Origin of the sequence: Bifidobacterium eulemuris, from assembly GCF_014898155.1 — a bacterium.
Taxonomy (GTDB): Bacteria; Actinomycetota; Actinomycetes; order Actinomycetales; family Bifidobacteriaceae; genus Bifidobacterium; species Bifidobacterium eulemuris.
This window is the reverse complement of the sequence record NZ_CP062938.1, coordinates 2743055-2761856: the sequence shown is the minus strand read 5'-3', so window position 1 is coordinate 2761856 and position 18802 is coordinate 2743055. Positions and strand designations below refer to the sequence as shown.

The following is an 18802-nucleotide window of genomic DNA, read 5'->3' as shown; positions in this document are numbered from 1 at the left end:
GGCGTACAAAGGTACGTCGAGTTCCGAGCAACGACGGAGACGCCCCACCGGTACCAAAACACAAAATCCCGCACCGATGCGTGCGACCCCAAGGCGCACGGAACGAAGGCGTACAAAGGTACGTCGAGTTCCGAGCAACACCGAAGGCGCTCCATCGGTGCGGGATTTGCTAGAAGCCGAATTGGGCGGCGGTCTCCCTTAGCGTCTCCGCCGAACGCTTCAAGGCCGCAAGCTCCTTGTCGGACACCGGGGTGTTGATGGCGGTGTTGACGCCGGAGCGGTTGATGAGGGTGGGGACGGACATGCAGACGTCGGAGATGCCGTGGAAGTCCTTGAGCATGGAGCTGACGGGGAGGATGCGGTTGGAGTCTTTGAGGACGGCTTCGATGATGTCGACGCCGGACATGCCGATGGCGTAGTTGGTCGCGCCCTTGCCGTTGATGATCTTGTAGGCGGCGTTCTTGACGTCCTGGTGGATCTGCTCGCGAACGTCGGCGTCGAGGGGCTCGTGGCCGGGCAGCGGGGTCCAGTCGCACATGGGGACGCCGCCGATGGTGGCGGAGGCCCACAGCGGGACTTCGGAGTCGCCGTGTTCGCCGGCGATGTAGGCGTGGACGTTCTTGACGTTGACGCCGGTCTGCTCGGCGATGAGGAAGCGCAGACGGGCGGAGTCGAGGTTGGTGCCGGAGCCGAAGACCTGGTTCTCAGGCAGGCCGGAGATCTTCTGGGCCACATGGGTGGCGATGTCCACCGGGTTGGTGATGAGCATGAAGATGGCGTTGGGGGCGACTTCGACGAGGCCGGGGATGATGGACTTGAGGATGTTGATGGTGGCGCCGACGAGTTCGAGGCGGGACTGGCCGGGCTTCTGGCGGGGACCGGCGGTGATGACGATCATGTCGGCGTCGCGGCAGACCTCGCGGTCGTCGGAACCGTCGATGGAGACGGTGGGATAGAAGCTGGAGCCGTGCTGCATGTCGAGCACTTCGGCTTCGACGCGTTCCTTGGCGATGTCCTGGAGCACGATTTCGCGGGCGATGCCGCGCTGGGCGGCGGCGAAGGCCAGTGTGGAGCCGACAGCGCCGGCGCCGATCACAGCAAGCTTGGTGGGCTTAATAAGCGATTCAGCCATGGGTATCTCTTCCTATCACTTCCCGTTTTTTGGCGGGATTCCATCCAAACAACGTCTTCACTCTACTCGTCCGCTATGACGTTTCACCACGAAAAAGTTTTTCAAAAACAGCTGGAACCACTGGATTGTTATCGCTAACATTCCTGCTATAACACACGTGAGCAAGCTCACACGCCCGCCATCCGCCGCGGACCCGATCAGTCGATGGCCTGTTCGACGATCTGCGCGGCCAGATGGCTGTCGACGTCCGCCTCAAGCATCACGCCGTCGTCGCGGTAGTCCAAAGCGATCACATTGCCGTATTCGCGCACGCGAGACAGCAGCGCGCCGGCCGTATAGGGCAGCAGCGCGTTCACATGCACATGCGGCACCGGCAGCAACGCTTCGACGGCGGCGCGCAGCTCGTCCAATCCCTCGCCCGAATAGGCGGAGACGAGATGGGCGTCGGATTCCAGATTGCGCAGACGCTCGCGCACGCTTTCGTCGACCAGATCGATTTTGTTGAACACCAGCAGACGCGGAATCGAAGCGGTTCCCTCGATGTCGGCGAGCACGTCGTTCACCGCGTCGATCTGCGAGAACGGGTCGGGATGCGAGCCGTCGACCACGTGCAGGATCACGTCGGCCTCGGCCACCTCCTCCAACGTCGATTTGAACGCCTCGACCAATTGGGTGGGCAAGCGCCGCACGAATCCAACCGTGTCCACATAGGCGTACAGGCGGCCGTCCTTGGCTTTGGCGCGGCGCACGGCGGTGTCCAGCGTGGCGAACAGCGCGTTCTCCACAAGTTCCGTCGAACCGGTCAGCCGGTTGGTCAGCGAGGATTTGCCCGCGTTCGTATACCCCACCACGGCGATGGTCGGCAGTCCGAAGCGGCGTCGCGAACCACGCTTGATTTCGCGGGCCGGCGCCATCTGGCGGATCTGCTGGCGCAGGCGCGCGATGCGCGTGCGGATCACACGACGGTCCATTTCGATTTTCGTCTCGCCGGGGCCTCGCGAGCCGATGCCGCCGTCCGCGCCCGCGGCACGACCGCCGGCCTGACGCGACAGGGAGGCGCCCCAGCCGCGCAGTCGCGGCAGCATGTACTGCAACTGGGCGAGCTCCACCTGCGCCTTGCCTTCACGGCTGGTGGCGTGCTGGGCGAAGATGTCGAGGATCACGGCGGTACGGTCCACCACCTTCACTTTGGTGGCGTCCTCGAGCGCGCGACGCTGCGAGGGTGGCAGATCATCGTCCACGATGATGGTGTCGGCCTCCTCGCGCGCCACGATGTCGGCGATCTCCTTGGCCTTGCCCGAGCCCACGTAGGTGGCGGCGTCCGGGCGGGAACGATGCTGCAGCAGACCGTCGCACACCACCGCGCCCGCGGTTTCGGCGAGCGCCGCCAGCTCGCGTAGGGATTCCTCGGCTTTGGCGGCGGTGCTGTTCTGCGATGACCATACGCCGACCAGTACCACGCGTTCGAGTCGTACCTTGCGGTATTCGACTTCGGTGACGTCCTGCAGTTCGCCCATGCCCACGACATGCTTGAGCGCGTTGCGGGATTCTCGCTCCTCCCATTCCTGGTCGCCCGCCTCATCGAACGCGGATACGCCGGAATGGCCATCCAGCAGGACTTCGGAACGTCCGGAGAGCACGCCGGCGTCTACTTCGGAGGAACGGTCGGCTTCGGTGGTTGCAGTGCCGTCAACGGCGCTTGTCTCGAACGATTCCGTCCGCTCGGATTGGGTCTCCAGGCTCAATGCCACCTTCTTCTGCTCTCGCATCACACGGTTGAACTATCGTCTTTATTATCATCGTGTGAGCAGACATGACGTAAGCCGACCGAGGAAGTCGGATTGGAAGTCGGATTCGAGGAAGCGAGGATGACGATGGCCGAACAGTATTTCGCGGCGGAGCCCGCGTCGAAGGATGTGCGCCGCACGCTGAAGGTGTCGCTGCGCGGCAACGACGCCACGGTGCAGGTGTCGAACGGCGTGTTCTCCGGTTCCCGGCTGGATCTCGGCACGTCGGTGCTGCTGCGTCAGGCGCCCGAACCGCCGAGTCAAGGCGCGTTGCTGGATTTGGGTTGCGGTTGGGGGCCGGTCGCCCTGTCGCTGGCCTTTGAGTCGCCGCAGGCCGACGTGTGGGCCGTGGATGTGAACGAGCGCGCGTTGGAGCTGACCGCCGCGAACGCGAAGGCCAACGGCTGCGTCAACGTGCATGTGTCGCAGACCGGTGCCGATGGCGTGCCGTTGGCCGATCAGCCCGTATCCGATGCGCTGACGTGCGAGATTCTGCCCGACGACCTGCGTTTCGATGTGATCTGGTCGAATCCGCCGATCCGCATCGGCAAGGAGGCGCTGCACACGCTGCTGCTGACGTGGCTGCCGCGGCTGAAGCAGGGCGGCGCGGCCTATCTGGTGGTGCAGAGAAACCTCGGCGCGGACTCGCTGATCCCATGGTTGGACGAAGCGCTCGGCGATGAGTATGCGGTGGACAAATACGCCAGTTCCAAGGGATTCCGTATCATAGAGGTTTTGCGTAACAACTAGCCGCGCCGTCCCAAGACACCGCCGCGTAGAGCGCTGTCCATCGACGGCAAGGGCAAGGACGGAGCATATGAAGTACGAGTATCCATCTGAACTGCCGGTGTCGGCCGCGCGCGGCGAGATCGCCGAGGCCGTGCGTTCCAGCCAGGTGGTGATCGTCTCCGGACAGACGGGCTCCGGCAAAACCACACAGCTGCCGAAGATTCTGCTCGAGTTGGGCCGCGGCACGCACGGCCGGCAGATCGTACATACGCAGCCGCGCCGTATCGCCGCGCGCACGGTGGCGGAGCGCATCGCCAGCGAGATGGGCGTGCGACTGGGCGACGAGATCGGCTATCAGGTGCGGTTCACCGACGAAAGCTCGCCGAACACGCGTCTGCGCGTGGTCACCGACGGTATTCTGCTCGCGCAGATCCAACGCGACCCCAAGCTGATGAAATACGACACGATCGTGATCGACGAGGCGCACGAACGCAGCCTCAACATCGACTTTCTGCTCGGCTATCTGACCGCCCTGCTCCCCCAGCGACGCGACCTGAAGCTGGTGATCACCTCCGCCACCATCGATTCGGTGAAGTTCCAGGAGCATTTCGAACGCGCTTTGGGCACGTCGGTGCCGGTGATCGAGGTGTCGGGACGCACCTATCCGGTGCGGATCGCCTACGAGCCGCTCGGCGCCGCGCCCGCGCTGATGCATGAGGTGCCGGGTTTCGCCACCGGCGCGCGTCCCGGCGACGACGACCTCGACGCGGGCATCACCGATATGCCCACCGCCGTGGCCCGCGCCTGCGCCGAACTCATCATCCATTCAAGCCATGAACGCGGCGCCCGCGACATTCTCGTGTTCGCGTCCGGCGAGCGCGACATCCACGAGTTCGAGGCCGCGCTGCGCCACCATTACGGCCCGCGCGCGGCGGATATGCGCCGCCCCGACGCGATCGAGATCATGCCACTGTTCGCGAGGCTGTCCGCTAAGGAGCAGCATCGCGTGTTCGAGCCGCATACGCACCAGCGCATCGTCATCGCCACGAATGTGGCCGAGACGTCGCTGACCGTGCCGGGCATCCGCTATGTGGTGGATCCGGGTATGGCGCGCATCTCGCGCTATTCGAAGACGGCGAAAGTGCAGCGTCTGCCGATCGAGCCGATCAGCCAGGCGAGCGCCGACCAGCGTTCCGGCCGATGCGGCCGTATCGCCGACGGCATCGCCATCCGCCTGTACGCGCGTGAGGATTACGAGACGCGTCCGCGCTTCACCGAGCCGGAGATCCTGCGCACCTCGCTGGGCGCGGTGGTGTTGCATATGCTGTCGGTGGGTGTGGCGCGCACTGCCGAGGATGTGACGAATTTCGGCTTCATCGACCCGCCGGATATGAAGGCCGTCTCTGACGGTTTCAACGAGCTGACCGAGTTGAAGGCCATCGGCCGCAAGCGCGGCGAGGTGACGCTCACGCATATCGGCCGCCAGCTGGCGCGCATTCCGATTGACGTGCGTTTGGGCCGTATGGTGATCGAGGCGGCGAAGTCCACGTCGCCGAACACGTTGGCCGCCATGCTGGTGGTCGTGGCGTTCCTGAGCCTGCAGGATCCGCGCGAACGCCCGGACGAGGCGCGCGACGAAGCGGACCGCATCCACAACCGCTACGCCGATCCGACCAGCGATTTCCTCACCGCGTTGAACATCTGGGACCGTGTGTTCCAAGCGGACGGCGAGCCGAGCAACAACGCGCTGCGCCGGATCTGCAAAGCCGAATATCTCAACTGGCTGCGTATGCGCCAGTGGAAGGATCTGGTCTCGCAGCTGCGTGAGATGTGCCGCGAGATGAAGTTCAAGGTGGGTGAGCCGCTTCCCTCCTCGCGCGCCGGCTTGGAGATCCGCCAACTGCCGATCAACCAGCAGGCCGCACATTCCCTGTGCTGCGCGTGGGACGCCGAAGGCATCCACAGGTCGATGCTGGCGGGGCTTCTTTCCATGATGGGCATGCAGGTGGTGCGAGAGCCCAAGGCCTCCGATTTCGCGGGGCTTTCCGGCGCGGCTCGGGCGCGTGCCATGAAGCGCGCGCAGAAGCAGTCGAAGAACGATTATCAGGGCGCGCGCGGCACGCATTTCGCCCTCTTCCCTGCCTCCGCGGTGGCCAAGGCCACGCCGGCTTGGGTGATGAGCACGGAGCTGGTGGAGACGAGCCGCCTGTGGGCGCGCTATTCCGCCGCGATCGACCCGGCGTGGGCCGAACCGTTGGCGGGCTCGCTCACCCGCACCACCTACGCCGAACCGCATTGGTCGGGTTCGCGCGGTTCTGCGGTGGCCACGTCCAAAGTGCTGCTGTACGGTCTGCCGATCGTGCAGGACCGCACCGTGCAGTGGGGCCGCATCAACCCGTTGGAGGCGCGAGACTTCCTGATCCGCCAGGGCTTGGTCGAAGGCGACATCCAGCAGCGCTTCAGCTATGACGAGTTCGTGGCGAAGAACCGCGACGTGCTTGAGGAGGCGGCCGAGGACGCGAGCCGCACACGCCAGATCGCCGACACGGTCTCCGACGAGGATCTGTTCGACTTCTACAACGCGGTGATCCCCCACGAGGTGACCTGCGTGGCCGACTTGGCGAAATGGTGGAAGGTCGAACACGACGAGCATCCCACCTTGTTGGATTTCGATCCGACGAAGGTGGAACGCTTGGCCGACAGCGAGTCGGTAAGTCTCGACGACTATCCCGACCATTGGCATACCTTGGGTTCCGACGGACGCCCCATCGATCTGCGGCTCAGCTACGTGTACGACCCGCACGATCCGCACGACGGCGTGACCGTGCATGTGCCGATCAAGGCGCTTTCGCGCGTCTCTCCCGAACAGTTCACATGGAATGTGCCGGGCCTGTTGGACGAGCTGCTGCTCGCCATGATCAAATCCCTGCCCAAGCAGCTGCGCGTGCAGTTCGTGCCCGCTCCGGACACGGCCGCCAAACTGCGCGACTGGATCGACGAACACTACCCCGACCTGCCCGGCTCCGGCTCGCAGGGCAAGCCGAATCTGCCGCCCCTGCCGGCCGACGGCGAGGCCGCGCGTTGGCCTGATTTCGCGCATGTGTTCACGCAGGCCGCCATCCAGGTGGTCGGCGCGCAGATCCATCCGGAGGTGCTGACCGGCGAATTGTGGGACAAGCTCGCCCCGTATCTGCGTATGACGTTCTCGGTGGAGCAGACGTTGCCGCCCAGCCGCAACCAGCGCGGCCGCCGTCGCGCGCGCGGGCCGGTGAAGGTGATGGGCATGGGCAAGGATCTGGTCGCCCTGCAACGCGAGTTCGCCGCGCAGGCCGAAGCGTCGGCCCGCCAGATGGTCCAACGTCAGGCCGATCAGGCAGCCACCCAAGGCAAGCTGGTCGAGCAGGCGAATCTGCTGCACAAGGCGGGCGCGACCACCGAGTCGCGCGCCGCGATGCTGTGGAAGGGCGCGCTCGACGCGCTGCGGCTGCCGGCCGACCGCGTCTCCTCGCGTTGGCTGGGCGGCGAGGCGCTGATGCTCGCCTCCGCGCCGTACCAGTCCACCAAGGCGTTGGTGGAGGATCTGCAGTTGGCCACGGTCAAGCGTCTCCTGCCCGAGGTGGACAAGCTGCCCGACGATGAGGCGTTGGCGAACGCCGTGCTCGACGTGCAGCAGGTGTATGAGGATACCGTGTACGCGGTGGCGCATGACGTGATTGCGATTCTGACTCGCTACGCCGAGGTCGACAAAGCGGTGTCCGGCAAGGCGGACCTGCCGATGCTCTCGGTGTTGCAGTCGATTCGCGAGCATATCGCCACGCTGGTGTTCCCCGGCTTCATCGGCGCCGCTCCCCCGTATTCGCTGCGCCATATCGAACGGTATCTGAGGGCCGACCTCGCGCGCCTGACCAAGGCGAAAACCGATAAGAACCGCGACGTGCGCTGGGCATGGGAGGCCGACGAAGCCAAACAACTCGTGGACAAGGCCCTGGACCGCGCCAAGCGCGAACCGGCCGGACCTCGCCACGAGGCGCTGACTAAGCAAGCCGACGAGGCCCGCTGGATGCTCGAGGAGTTCTACGTCTCCCTGTGGGCACAAGAACTCGGCACCCCCAAACCCATCAGCATCCAACGCCTGCGCAAAGCCTTGGCCTGATTAATCAGGAAAGAATTCAGTCGCAAGAATGCGTTACGCCGCCCAGTAAGCCAACCTCCGAGGAGGAAATGGAAGTAGGAGCCGGATTCCCTGTGCATCATGGGGCCGGCTCCTGCGCTACGTGCGTGAATCTTTTCCATCGCGATCAGGTGACAGACATTTGATGGTGTCTACCACCGAATCACAAATAGCATGCAATCTGATAACGCCCGGATTAGACGCTTACCATGTACACCAGTTTCTGCTCAACGCAAAGTCACAGATTGCATTTACAATTACGAATACAAGCCCCGTGTTGACCGCTGGTTTCCAAGTCACCGGGGCATTGCATTACCCGCAAGGCAAGGAGGCCCAGATGATCAACGCTCTACGCCAAAACCTTGCGCCCGATAAAACCTGGGTTTACGACTGGCTATCCACGCCTCGATTCCGAACCTACCTCGATGCCTCCGAAAACAATATGACTCGCGCGCTTCGTCTCTATGAGTGGAACATCGATCTCGGTCAAGTGCTGATGAAAGACATCGCGTTCTTCGAAGTAGCCTTGCGAAACGCCTATGACCGTGCAATCAGTTCGCGTTGGAAGGGACCCGAGCCATGGCTGCTTGATGGCTCCTCTCCGGTCAACATTCCCATACTTCGGCGTAGCAGCTCCGGCAAAATGTTCGATGCCAACGCATTGAATCGAGCAAGCATTCACAGTGCGACCTCCATTCACAAGGAACTCTCACAGCCCGGAAGGATCATCGCCAACCTTTCCTTCGGCTTTTGGGCGCATTTAACGGACAAGGCACATGAACGCGCCCTATGGATTCCCTGCCTTCACCATGCATGGCCTGCCGGAACGAACAGAGCTGATTTGAATGCAAAAATCAAGCTCATCAACGAATGCCGAAACCGGATAGCACACCATGAACCACTATTTCACTGTGTCAGACAAGCAGCATCCCCAACCGCAATTGATAAATCTGTCATATCATTATTCCGCCAGCTTCTGCCATTAGCAGATGTTTTCGATCCTAACGCACCGACATCTGTCGAAACATTCCTGCAGTCCAATCCGCGCCCATAATCCAATCGTACAAACGCAAGATCAACGTGATAAGCCGGTCACCTTGCAGATTGGTCGAAAACTGGTTGGTGAAGTCTGGCGATTTCAGTTTGTCTTGGACTTCTTTGCTCCATGTGCTTTGCTGGAGAAGCTTTGAAAGAGGCTTGCCGAAAACGATAACGCCCGAATTCCCAAAAAATCCCCCTGCGTAACGTGTTGCTCATGACGTTGCGTAATGAAGTTAAATAAGGGTGAAAGGAGGTGAAAGCTATGTCAAAATACACGACTGGAGAAATCGCGAAGCTCTGTGGCGTATCCGTTAGAACAGTGCAGTATTACGATACTCGCGGCATTCTTACGCCCAGTGAGCTCACGGAGGGCGGCAGGCGTCTTTATTCAGAAGATGATGTGAAGCGCCTGAAGATCATATGCTTCCTTCGGGACACCGACATTTCGATCAACAGCATAGGAGCATTGCTGTCCGAGGATGATCCCGGCAGCGTCATTTCCGTTTTGCTTGAACAGCAGGAGCAGCTGCTTCGTAAGGAAGTGCGCGAAAGACAAGCAAAGCTCGATATGCTCGAGGGGATTAGGCGAGGGCTGAAGAGCGTGGATGATTTTTTCTCCATCGAATCTATCGGCGATATAGCGTATGCGATGGAAAACAAAAAGAACATGAGACGGCTACACGCCATCCTGCTGATTACCGCCATTCCCATCGGCATCATTCAGTGGGCATCCATCGTTTTCTGGATTGCCTCAGGAATATGGTGGCTGTTCGCTCTTTACGTTCTGGTGGCCGTTCCATATGCGATTTGGGTCATAGCATTCTATTTCAACAGGATCGCCTATATCTGCCCGCAATGTCATGAGGTGTTCAAGCCTCGACGCAAAGAGGCCATGTTCGCAAGGCACACGCTCACACTCAGAAAACTGACCTGCACCGGCTGCGGATATAAAGGCTTTTGCGTGGAAACCTATGGAGAGGAAGGAAAAGAACATGGATAACGTTATGGAGGAATTTCTTCCGTTTTTGATCCCGCTGGCAATCGTCCAGTTCGCTTTGCTGGGTTATACCCTCTATCACATCCTAACCCATAGCAATTACAGGAGAGGCAATCGTACTTTGTGGCTCGTTGTCGCCATTATCGGTATGGAGTTCATCGGTCCGATCCTCTACTTCCTGCTTGGCAAGGAGGATTGATATGGATGTGCTGTCGATACACAACCTGAGAAAGAATTTCGGCGGCAAAGAGGTGCTTCGCGGGATTGCTATGTCCGTTCCCGAACACAGCATCTTCGGTTTCATCGGAAAAAACGGCGCCGGAAAAACAACGACGATGAAAACGATTCTCGGGCTTCTCAAGGTGGACTGCGGCGAGATCCACGTTATGGGTGAGAAGGTGCGTTTTGGACAGACCTCCACCAACCGGCACATAGGCTATCTGCCCGACGTGCCGGAGTTTTATTCCTATATGACACCGTATGAGTATCTGACTTTTTGCGGAAACATCTGCGGGATGGACGAAGCCGACATTGCGACGAGAGGCAAGGAACTGTTGTATCTGGTCGGCCTTGGCCAGGAGCGCCACCGTATCAAAGGTTTCTCAAGGGGAATGAAGCAACGGTTGGGAATCGCACAGGCTCTTCTCAACCGTCCAAAACTTCTGATCTGCGACGAACCGACATCGGCGCTCGATCCCGTAGGGCGCAAGGAAATTTTGGATGTACTTCTTGCGGCAAGGGAGCAGACCACGGTGCTGTTTTCCACGCACATCCTTTCGGATGTGGAGCGTATCTGCACAGAAGCCGCTTTTTTGCATGATGGCAGCATCGCCATGCAAGGGACTATCGCCCAACTGCGAAGCAGGCGGTCGTCCGACGAATTCATCGTCGAAACGGAGCGCAAAGAAGATGCCGACACGCTTATGCAAGTATTCGGCGATCTCCAACGCGCAGAGCAAAACGCACTTATGTTTCATGGCGGCGAGGATTGCTTCTTCGCCATCATGCGATATATCACCGAAAACAGAATACCCGTACAGAAAATTGAGCGAATGGAGCCAACGCTGGAATCGCTGTTTTTGGAGGTGGCAACATGAAATCTTTACTCACCTTTATAGCAAAGGAATGGCTTGAAGCTGCACGAACAGGCAAGATCATTATTCTCGCGCTCTTGTTTGTGCTATTCGGCATTATGAACCCCGCAATCGCGAAGCTGACGCCATGGATGATGGAAATACTGTCCAATACCATGGCGGAGAGCGGATTGGTGGTCACGGATATTCAAGTGGACGCCATGACTTCATGGACGCAGTTTTTCAAAAACATTCCTATGGCGCTTATCGCTTTCGTACTGATCTTCAGCGATATATTCACCAAAGAATACAAATCTGGAACGCTGCTGCTTGTATTGACAAAAGGCCTGTCAAGATACAAGGTCGTGCTTGCGAAAACCATGCTGTTGCTGTCGCTTTGGACGGTCGGCTATGGAATATGCTTCGCCATCACCTATGGATACAACGCTTATTTTTGGGATAACAGTATCGCGAACGACCTATTCCTCTCGGCAGCTCTATGGTGGTTGTTCGGCGTATGGGCCATATGCCTGATGATCCTCTTCTCAGCACTCTTGCAGAACAACACAGGTGTCATCCTGTGCGTCGGCGGGACGGTGCTGGTGGCATATGTATTGAGCATCATACCGAAGGTGAAGGCTTATTCGCCCACTATGTTGATGAATGCCAATTCGCTGTTGACGGGCGCGAAGGGAATAGACGCATATGCGCAAGCTATTGTTATTGCCACGTTCTTGTGCATGGCATGCGTTGCCGCAAGCATTCCGATCGTCAACAAGAGGCAACTGTAATTGATGCGATGAGCCAGCCCACGATTACGATGACAAGAACAAACCGGGAAGACCCGTAGAATGGACGTTAAGGACTGAGAACGAAGAGGTTTGCCATGGTTTTGTTCGCCGAGCATGACGATTATGTATCGCCGTTCGACACCGATGACGCTCCGGACTATGTCAACCCGGATGTCGAGGCGGCGCGCATCAGTCAGCAGGTTGATGCCGAGCAGGATCAACGCGAGCATATCGCCAGGATGCGCAAGCTTCAGGACGCGGCATCGCCTCGGCCCAACCCGGCGGATATGGCGCGCGACGTCCAGACGTCCATCCGTCAAGCGACGAAGCCCATCAACCGAGCGAATCATTGGCCCGTATGGCAGTCCAAACGACAATCGCAACCGCATGCGTCGGCGCGATCCATGCAACGCGATCAAGCATACGGCTCCGATGCCAAGACTTCCCAAGGCAAACGTTCCGGATATGCCATCGCCGCGTTGGCCGTCGCCGCCGTCGCGGTGATCAGCTTCGGTGAGACCTCCTCCATAGTCCTCACCATCGTGGCCCTGGCGTTGGCCATCGTCGCCATCTTCCGGACCGACGCGCGTTCCCGGAAGTCGGGGCGAGTGATGGCGGTTGCCGCGCTGGTGCTCGCCGTCGTCATGCTCGCCATGCAGACGGCGATACTGATTGTGAAGAACGTATCCCATAGCGACATATCCTTGACGTCTTCCGGACTCGTCACCGACTACGACGGATACGAGGCGTCCGACGAGCCGTTCACCGTCGCGGACCATTCCGGCACGGTACGCGACTATAACGGGCAAACCTACGACATCACCATCGATCAGGCGGCCTACGGATTGACCGACGATTACGACGGCAATCCCCAGCTGATCGTCTCCTTCACCGTGACCAACAACGCCGATGAGGCGTGGTCGCTGAATTCCATGGCGTATGTCGACGTGCTGCAGAACGGCGTCGGACTGGATCAGGCGTACGGTTTCGAGAACAACGCCGCAACCCGCCAGCTTGGATTCGCCGACGCCGACGGCGGCGACGACATCGAATCCGGCCAGACGCAGACGGTGACGATGGCGTTCAATCCCACCGATGTTTCCTCGCCGATTCTGGTGTACGTGTCCGGAGTCAACGAGGCAGTCCAGTCCGCGTTCGTATTCGCTGACGGCCAATCAACCGGCCCGCTCACGCAGATCGACGCCGCCGATATGGAGACTCCCCCACAGGCCGGCGAGGCCGAACGGGAAGGCATGACCACGATGGTCGACTATGACGGGCTGTCGCGCATCTCCTTGCGGTTCGACTCGGTGCGGCAGGGTCCACAGGATTACGACGGCAACGACACGGTGATGCTCACCCTCACGTGGATCAATGAAACCGACAGGCCGTATTCGCTTGCGGATCTCGGCGCGGTCGACCTTGCGCAAGACGGCCACGAGCTGAGCCGAGCCTATATCAGCGATGACCTCTCACAGGGGTATGACGAGGCTGCGATGTATCGCTTGGTCATGCCCGGCGTGCCGATGAGCGTCGACATCTGTTATACGCCCACCGGCGATGACGATTCCTTCGACGCGTCGTTCAACGCCTATTCATCCTTTGACGACATGGAAAGCACGCTCTCCCTCGAATAGCGTGTTCACCGCGCGCTCAGCCGCCGCCGTTACAATGGCTTGCGATGAGCACGAAACGACAAACGAAACGCACGAAACGCAGCCGCGGCCGTTCCCGTGTGAAGACCTCTACGCTCAAGGCGCGCATACTGAAACTCAAGCGGACGTGGAAGCGGGGCGGTCTGATGCAACGGACCGGCATGCTGTTCACGATGCTGGTGGCGATCGTCTGCGTGGTGGCGTTGGCGATGGGCCTGGTGCGTTTCGTCCAATGGCGTGGCGAGGTTCGCGACGCGGAGCGCACGCAGCTGGCTTTGGCGCAGGAGTATGGATTCGATCCGGGCGACATCATCTCGGACGGACAGTTCTTCAACGGCAACGCCATGAGCCAGGCCGAAGTGCAGTCGTTCCTCGACGAGCGGGGCGGGGCGATCGCCTCCATGACCTTCGATACCACCGACCAGTCGGGCGAGGGCCTGTGCGAGGACTATACGGGCGTGACGGGCGAGACGGCGGCGGCGATCATCACCAAGTCGGCGCAGGCGTGCGGAATCAGCCAAAAGGTGCTGCTCACCATGCTGCAGAAGGAGCAGCATCTGGTCACCGCCACCGACCCCACGGATTTCCAGCTCAAAGCGGCGATGGGGTTGAGCTGTCCGGACGACGCGAGCTGCGATCCGGCGTACGCGGGATTCTTCCTGCAGGTGTACGGCGCGGCGAAACGCTACCAGTACTATCTGGCCCACGCCGACCGGTACAACTATCAGGCGTATGCGCTCAACTACGTGCAGTATCATCCCGATGCCTCATGCGGCGGCTCCACCATCTATATCGAGAACCGCGCGACCGCGCTGCTGTACATCTACACGCCCTACCAGCCGAACGAGGCCGCATTGGCGGCGGGCGACGGCGTGGGCGACTCCTGCTCCAGCTACGGCAACCGCAACTTCTCCCTCATCTACGAGAACTGGTTCGGCAATCCGCGAGAATAGAAGTCTGGTGTAGAGATCCTTCGACTCCGGCCTGACGGCCTCCGCTCAGGATGACAGTATAGAACCGGACAATCTGATAGAGATGTCTCGACTTCGCTCGACATGACGACATAACCACTAACGTCATCCTCTGAGCGGAGCGAAGTCCTTTTCCGTCATCCTGAGCGGAGCGTAGCGGAGTCGAAGGATCTCAGCGAAGCTACTTGCGTTCGATGAACGGGCGCAGCATGGTGGCGGTGCCGGCGGCGAGCAGGGCGAACACCGCACCGACCGGACCCAACCACGCCAGTCCCAACATGTCATTGACCACGCCGCCCACGGCCGAACCGACCGCGATGCCGATGTTGAAGCTCATGGAGTTGAGCGATGCGGCCAGGTTCAGCGAGCCGGGATGCGATTGCGCGGCCACATCCATGTACAGCACCTGCGAGGAGGCGTTCTGCAAGTACATAAGCATGCCGAGCGCCACCAGCAGCAGCGCGCCGGCACCGGGCACCCATGAGGCGAACGCCAGCAGGCACAGGCATACGGCCTGCACGCAGTAGATCGGCCGGACGCGGGCCAGCGGCTCCACTCCCCTGCCACGGTTGGCGAGTTTGCCGCCATACAGGTTGCTCCATAGACAGGCCACGCCGAACACCACCAGACCGAGGCTGAGATATTGGGTCGGCACGCCGATCTCGTCGCGCATGATCGGCGTGAGATACGTGTAGAACACGTAGCTGGCGGCCGCGCCGAACACCACGTCGATCACACCCAGCTGGATGCGGCGGTCGAAGAACAGACGGAACTGGCTGAGGAATCCCACTTTCACCGGATGCGAGTTGCGCGGCAGCACGATCACCATCACCACCAGCAGCACGGCGGTGAGCAGGGAGATCAGATGGAAGGTCCAGCGCCATCCAAAGGAGTCGGCGATCCAGGTTCCCGCCGGCACGCCCACCACGGAGGCGATGGAGAAGCCGGAGAACACCCAGGCGATGAACTGTGTGCGGAATTTCTCCTGCGTCACGTCGTTCGCGTAGGTCATGGCGATCGCGACCAGCGTGCCGGAGACGGCGGCGATCAGCAGTCGGGCGACCAGCAGCACCGGATAGTTCGGCGCGAACGCGCATAGCACATTGCCTGCGAGGAACACCGCCATCAGCGTCATATGCGTGGCGAATCGCGGGAATCGCGCGGTGATGGCGGAGCCGAGCGGCGTGCAGGGCGCGTAGAAGAACGCGAACACCGACACCAAGTTACCGACCGTCACCTCGGTGACGTTCAGGCCGCGCGCGATATCGGGCAGAATGCCCACGACGACGAATTCGCTCATGCCGAGCATGAAGCTCGCGGCGATCAGCACCATGACGGGAAGCGTGAAAAAACGATCGGGCGAGGATGTCGCCCGATCGGATACCGTTGCGTTGTTCACTGCGTGATTGCTCGCTTACAGCTTGGGCAGGTACTTCTTAAGTTCGAAGGGGGTGACCTGACGGTTGTATTCCTCCCATTCGTGGCGCTTGTTGCGCAGGAAGTACTCGAACACATGCTCGCCGAGCACATCGGCCACGAAGTCGGATTTCTCCATCACGCGCAGCGCGGCGCCCAGCGAGGTGGGCAGCGGTTCGATGCCCATCGCCTGACGTTCGGCATCGGTGAGCTCCCACACGTCGTCGCTGGTCGGCTCGCCGAGCGTCATCTGCTTCTCGATGCCGTCGAGGCCGGCGGCCAGCAGCACGGAGTAAGCGAGGTACGGGTTGGCGACCGGGTCGAGACCGCGGAACTCCATACGCGCGGAATTGCCCTTGCCGGGCTTGTACTGCGGGATGCGCAGCAGCGCGGAACGGTTGTTGTGGCCCCAGCAGATGTAGCTCGGCGCCTCATTGCCGCCCCACAGACGCTTGTACGAGTTGACGTACTGGTCGGTGACGGCGCAGATCTCCGCCGCATGGGCCAGAATGCCGGCGGCGAACTGGCGCGCGGTGAGCGACATGTTGAACTCCTGGCCAGCCTCGTAGAAGGCGTTGGAGTCCCCCTCGAACAGGCTTAGGTGCGTGTGCATGCCGGAACCGGGCGCGTCGGCGATTGGCTTGGGCATGAAGCTCGCGTGGATGCCGCGCTCCAAGGAGATCTCCTTGACCACGGTGCGGAAGGTCATGATGTTGTCGGCCGTGGTGAGCGCGTCCGCGTAGCGCAGGTCGATCTCGTTCTGACCGGGGCCGCCCTCGTGATGCGAGTATTCCACCGAAATGCCCATCTGTTCGAGCATGTTCACGGTGGCGCGGCGGAAGTCCATGCCGGGACTGCGCGGCACATGGTCGAAGTAGCCGCCCTCATCGATCGGCACCGGAGGCTTGGACCAGTCGTCCTGGCTTTCGAACAGGTAGAACTCAATCTCCGGATGCACGTAGAAGGTGAAGCCCTTCTCCTTGGCCTTGGCCAGCGCGCGCTTGAGCACGTAGCGCGGGTCGCCCAGGCTGGGTTCGCCATCCGGGGTGAGCACGTCGCAGAACATGCGCGCCGTGCCCTGCGGTCCGCCTCGCCACGGCAGAATCTGGAAGGTGGAGGGATCCGGCTGGACGATCATATCGTCCTCGGACACGCGCGTCATGCCTTCGATCGCGGAGCCGTCGAATCCGAGCCCCTCCTCGAACGCCGCCTCCAACTCCGCCGGCGCGATGGCCACGGATTTCAAGGTTCCCAGCACATCCGTGAACCATAAGCGAATAAAGCGCACGTCTCGTTCCTCGACCGTGCGCAGTGCGAACTCCTGCTGCTTATCCATAACCGCCTATCGTTCCACACCCGTGTTACGACCCGCGTTAACACGCGCGTTCCCCACATCTACGATGGTGTCCATGATGCGGTGATTCCATGGTGCGGTGGGTTGATATTGCAACGTTTCCGAGGCATTGCACCATGGAAAGTACCGCACCATGGGGCTTCGCCGTCACATTCCACGCGTTACAGTGGTGCGTATGAGCGAAGAAGACCATCTGACACCGGCCGCCAATCCTCCCATCGATATGACGAGTTGGCGGCAGGCCGACACTCCGCGTGAACGCGCGTGCGCGGGCTTTACGGCGCGCGACAAAGCGCCGTTGAGCAGTCATGCGGTCTGGCGGGTGCGTGAGGGGCGTCGCGAGGCGATCGCGCTGCTTGAGGAGCAGTCGGCCACCCGCGTGCCCGATCTGGTGCCGCTGCGGTACAAGCGCATGAGCGCCAGCGCGTTCACGTTCTACCGCGGCACCGCGCTGATCATGACCAACGATCTGGTGACCACGCCGGTGACGGGCATTCCGGTGCAATGCGTGGGCGACGCGCATATCGGCAATTTCGGCATGTTCCGCTCCCCCTCGGCGCGTCTGGTGTTCGACATCAACGATTTCGACGAGACGGCGATCGGCCCGTGGGAGTGGGACCTCAAACGCCTGGCCGTGTCGGTGGAGATTTGCGGACGTGCGAACGGCATCAAGGAGAAGGCGAGGCGGGCCGCGGTGATGCGTTGCGTGCACACGTACCGCGAGCGCATCAAACAGTTCTCCGAAATGGATTATCTCGACGCATGGTACGACCATATCGATGTGACCGAGACGCTGGATCGTTTCGAGAAGACGCAGAGCGGCAAGCGCAACCGCACGCTGCGCGACGCGGCGGCGAAGGCCGCGGTTCGGGACTCCGACGCGGCGGCCGCCAAACTGACGTATCTCGAGGGCGGCAAGCTGCGGTTCCGTTCCGATCCGCCGGAATTGGCGCCCATCAACGAATTGCAGGATTATGCGGATATTGAGGCGTTGCAGGCGCGCATCGACACGCTGCTGGGGCACTACCGGCATTCGTTGTATGAGGATCGCCGTCATGTGTTCGACCATTACCGCTACCATGATTCGGCCCGCAAGGTGGTGGGCGTCGGCTCCGTGGGCCAGCGCGCATGGGTGGCCGTCTTCACCGGGCGGGACATCGACGATCCGTTGATGTTGCAGATGAAGGAGGCCACCTATTCGGTGTTGGAGCATTATTGCGGCGCTTCGCCGTACGCCACGCATGGCGAGCGCGTGGTGCAGGGGCAGAAACTGATCCAGTCCACGGCCGACGTGCTGCTGGGATGGTCGAGCTTCATCGCCGAGGATGGCCGCAAACGCGACTATTACGTGCGTCAGCTGTGGAACGGCAAAGGTTCGATCGACATCGACGATCTCAACGAGATGGAATTAAGCGATCTGGGCCGCATGTGCGCCCGCTGCCTGGCGCATGCGCACGCGCGCACCGGCGATTCGATCGCCATCGCGAACTATCTGGGCGGTTCGGACGAGTTCGACCAGGCCATCGCCACATTCGCGGTCTCCTATGCGGAGCAGAACGACGAGGATTACGCCGTGTTCAAGAAGCTCATCGAATCCGGCGAACTGCCCTGCGCCTGATCCGTCGCTTTACAACGAATCCCGCATGACCGGCAGGCCTACCTCCTTTGAAGGCCATACCGGTCAG

14 protein-coding genes are annotated in these 18802 nt (G+C 60.9%); 10 read left to right on the top strand and 4 right to left on the bottom strand.

Annotation, left to right across the window (positions count from 1 at the left end; translation table 11 throughout):
• Positions 1-169: 169 nt before the first annotated feature.
• Entirely contained in the window at positions 170-1132 is a 963-nt protein-coding gene (locus tag BE0216_RS11220) for an L-lactate dehydrogenase (RefSeq protein WP_072725122.1), read from the bottom strand.
• 197 nt (positions 1133-1329) lie between these two features.
• Entirely contained in the window at positions 1330-2901 is a 1572-nt protein-coding gene (gene hflX, locus BE0216_RS11215; RefSeq protein WP_094637026.1) for a GTPase HflX, read from the bottom strand.
• A gap of 105 nt (positions 2902-3006) precedes the next feature.
• Here hflX and BE0216_RS11210 point away from each other — a divergent pair, with 105 nt between their 5' ends.
• From BE0216_RS11210 to BE0216_RS11170, 9 genes are all read left to right on the top strand, one after another.
• Positions 3007-3669: a class I SAM-dependent methyltransferase gene (locus BE0216_RS11210; RefSeq protein WP_094637183.1), complete on the top strand. Its 663-nt coding sequence runs from the start codon at positions 3007-3009 to the stop codon at positions 3667-3669.
• 67 nt (positions 3670-3736) lie between these two features.
• Positions 3737-7801 (top strand): ATP-dependent RNA helicase HrpA, encoded by a 4065-nt coding sequence (gene hrpA / locus BE0216_RS11205; protein ID WP_094637025.1) that lies wholly within the window; start codon positions 3737-3739, stop codon positions 7799-7801.
• A gap of 355 nt (positions 7802-8156) precedes the next feature.
• Complete coding sequence (locus tag BE0216_RS11200; RefSeq protein ID WP_094637024.1) at positions 8157-8873, top strand: Abi family protein; 717 nt, start codon at positions 8157-8159, stop codon at positions 8871-8873.
• Between the two features lie 249 nt (positions 8874-9122).
• A complete protein-coding gene (locus BE0216_RS11195) occupies positions 9123-9860 on the top strand; it encodes a MerR family transcriptional regulator (protein WP_094637023.1) in 738 nt (245 codons plus the stop codon).
• On the top strand, positions 9853-10056 hold the full coding sequence (locus BE0216_RS11190) for a PLDc N-terminal domain-containing protein (protein WP_094637022.1): 204 nt from the start codon (positions 9853-9855) through the stop codon (positions 10054-10056). The genes BE0216_RS11195 and BE0216_RS11190 overlap by 8 nt, the downstream gene beginning before the upstream one ends.
• A 1-nt stretch (position 10057) precedes the next feature.
• Positions 10058-10954, top strand: a complete 897-nt coding sequence (locus BE0216_RS11185) for an ABC transporter ATP-binding protein (RefSeq protein ID WP_094637021.1) — start codon at positions 10058-10060, stop codon at positions 10952-10954.
• A complete protein-coding gene (locus BE0216_RS11180; RefSeq protein WP_094637020.1) occupies positions 10951-11721 on the top strand; it encodes an ABC transporter permease subunit in 771 nt (256 codons plus the stop codon). Before BE0216_RS11185 ends, BE0216_RS11180 begins: the two co-directional genes overlap by 4 nt.
• Positions 11722-11816: 95 nt before the next feature.
• Entirely contained in the window at positions 11817-13358 is a 1542-nt protein-coding gene (locus BE0216_RS11175; protein WP_094637019.1) for a DUF5067 domain-containing protein, read from the top strand.
• Positions 13359-13537: 179 nt separating this feature from the next.
• Positions 13538-14329 carry a hemagglutinin gene (locus BE0216_RS11170; protein ID WP_094637182.1) on the top strand — a complete coding sequence of 264 codons (792 nt, stop codon included), beginning with the start codon at positions 13538-13540 and terminating at the stop codon, positions 14327-14329.
• A gap of 199 nt (positions 14330-14528) precedes the next feature.
• On the opposite strand, the gene BE0216_RS11165 is transcribed toward BE0216_RS11170, so the two are convergent.
• Positions 14529-15680, bottom strand: coding sequence for an MFS transporter (locus BE0216_RS11165; protein WP_094637181.1), 1152 nt, complete (start codon positions 15678-15680; stop codon positions 14529-14531).
• 81 nt (positions 15681-15761) lie between these two features.
• A complete protein-coding gene (locus BE0216_RS11160) occupies positions 15762-17099 on the bottom strand; it encodes a glutamine synthetase family protein (protein ID WP_072726805.1) in 1338 nt (445 codons plus the stop codon).
• 193 nt (positions 17100-17292) lie between these two features.
• On the opposite strand from BE0216_RS11160, the gene BE0216_RS11155 reads away from it, so the two are divergent.
• Entirely contained in the window at positions 17293-18735 is a 1443-nt protein-coding gene (locus BE0216_RS11155; RefSeq protein ID WP_094637018.1) for a DUF2252 domain-containing protein, read from the top strand.
• Positions 18736-18802: the final 67 nt, after the last annotated feature.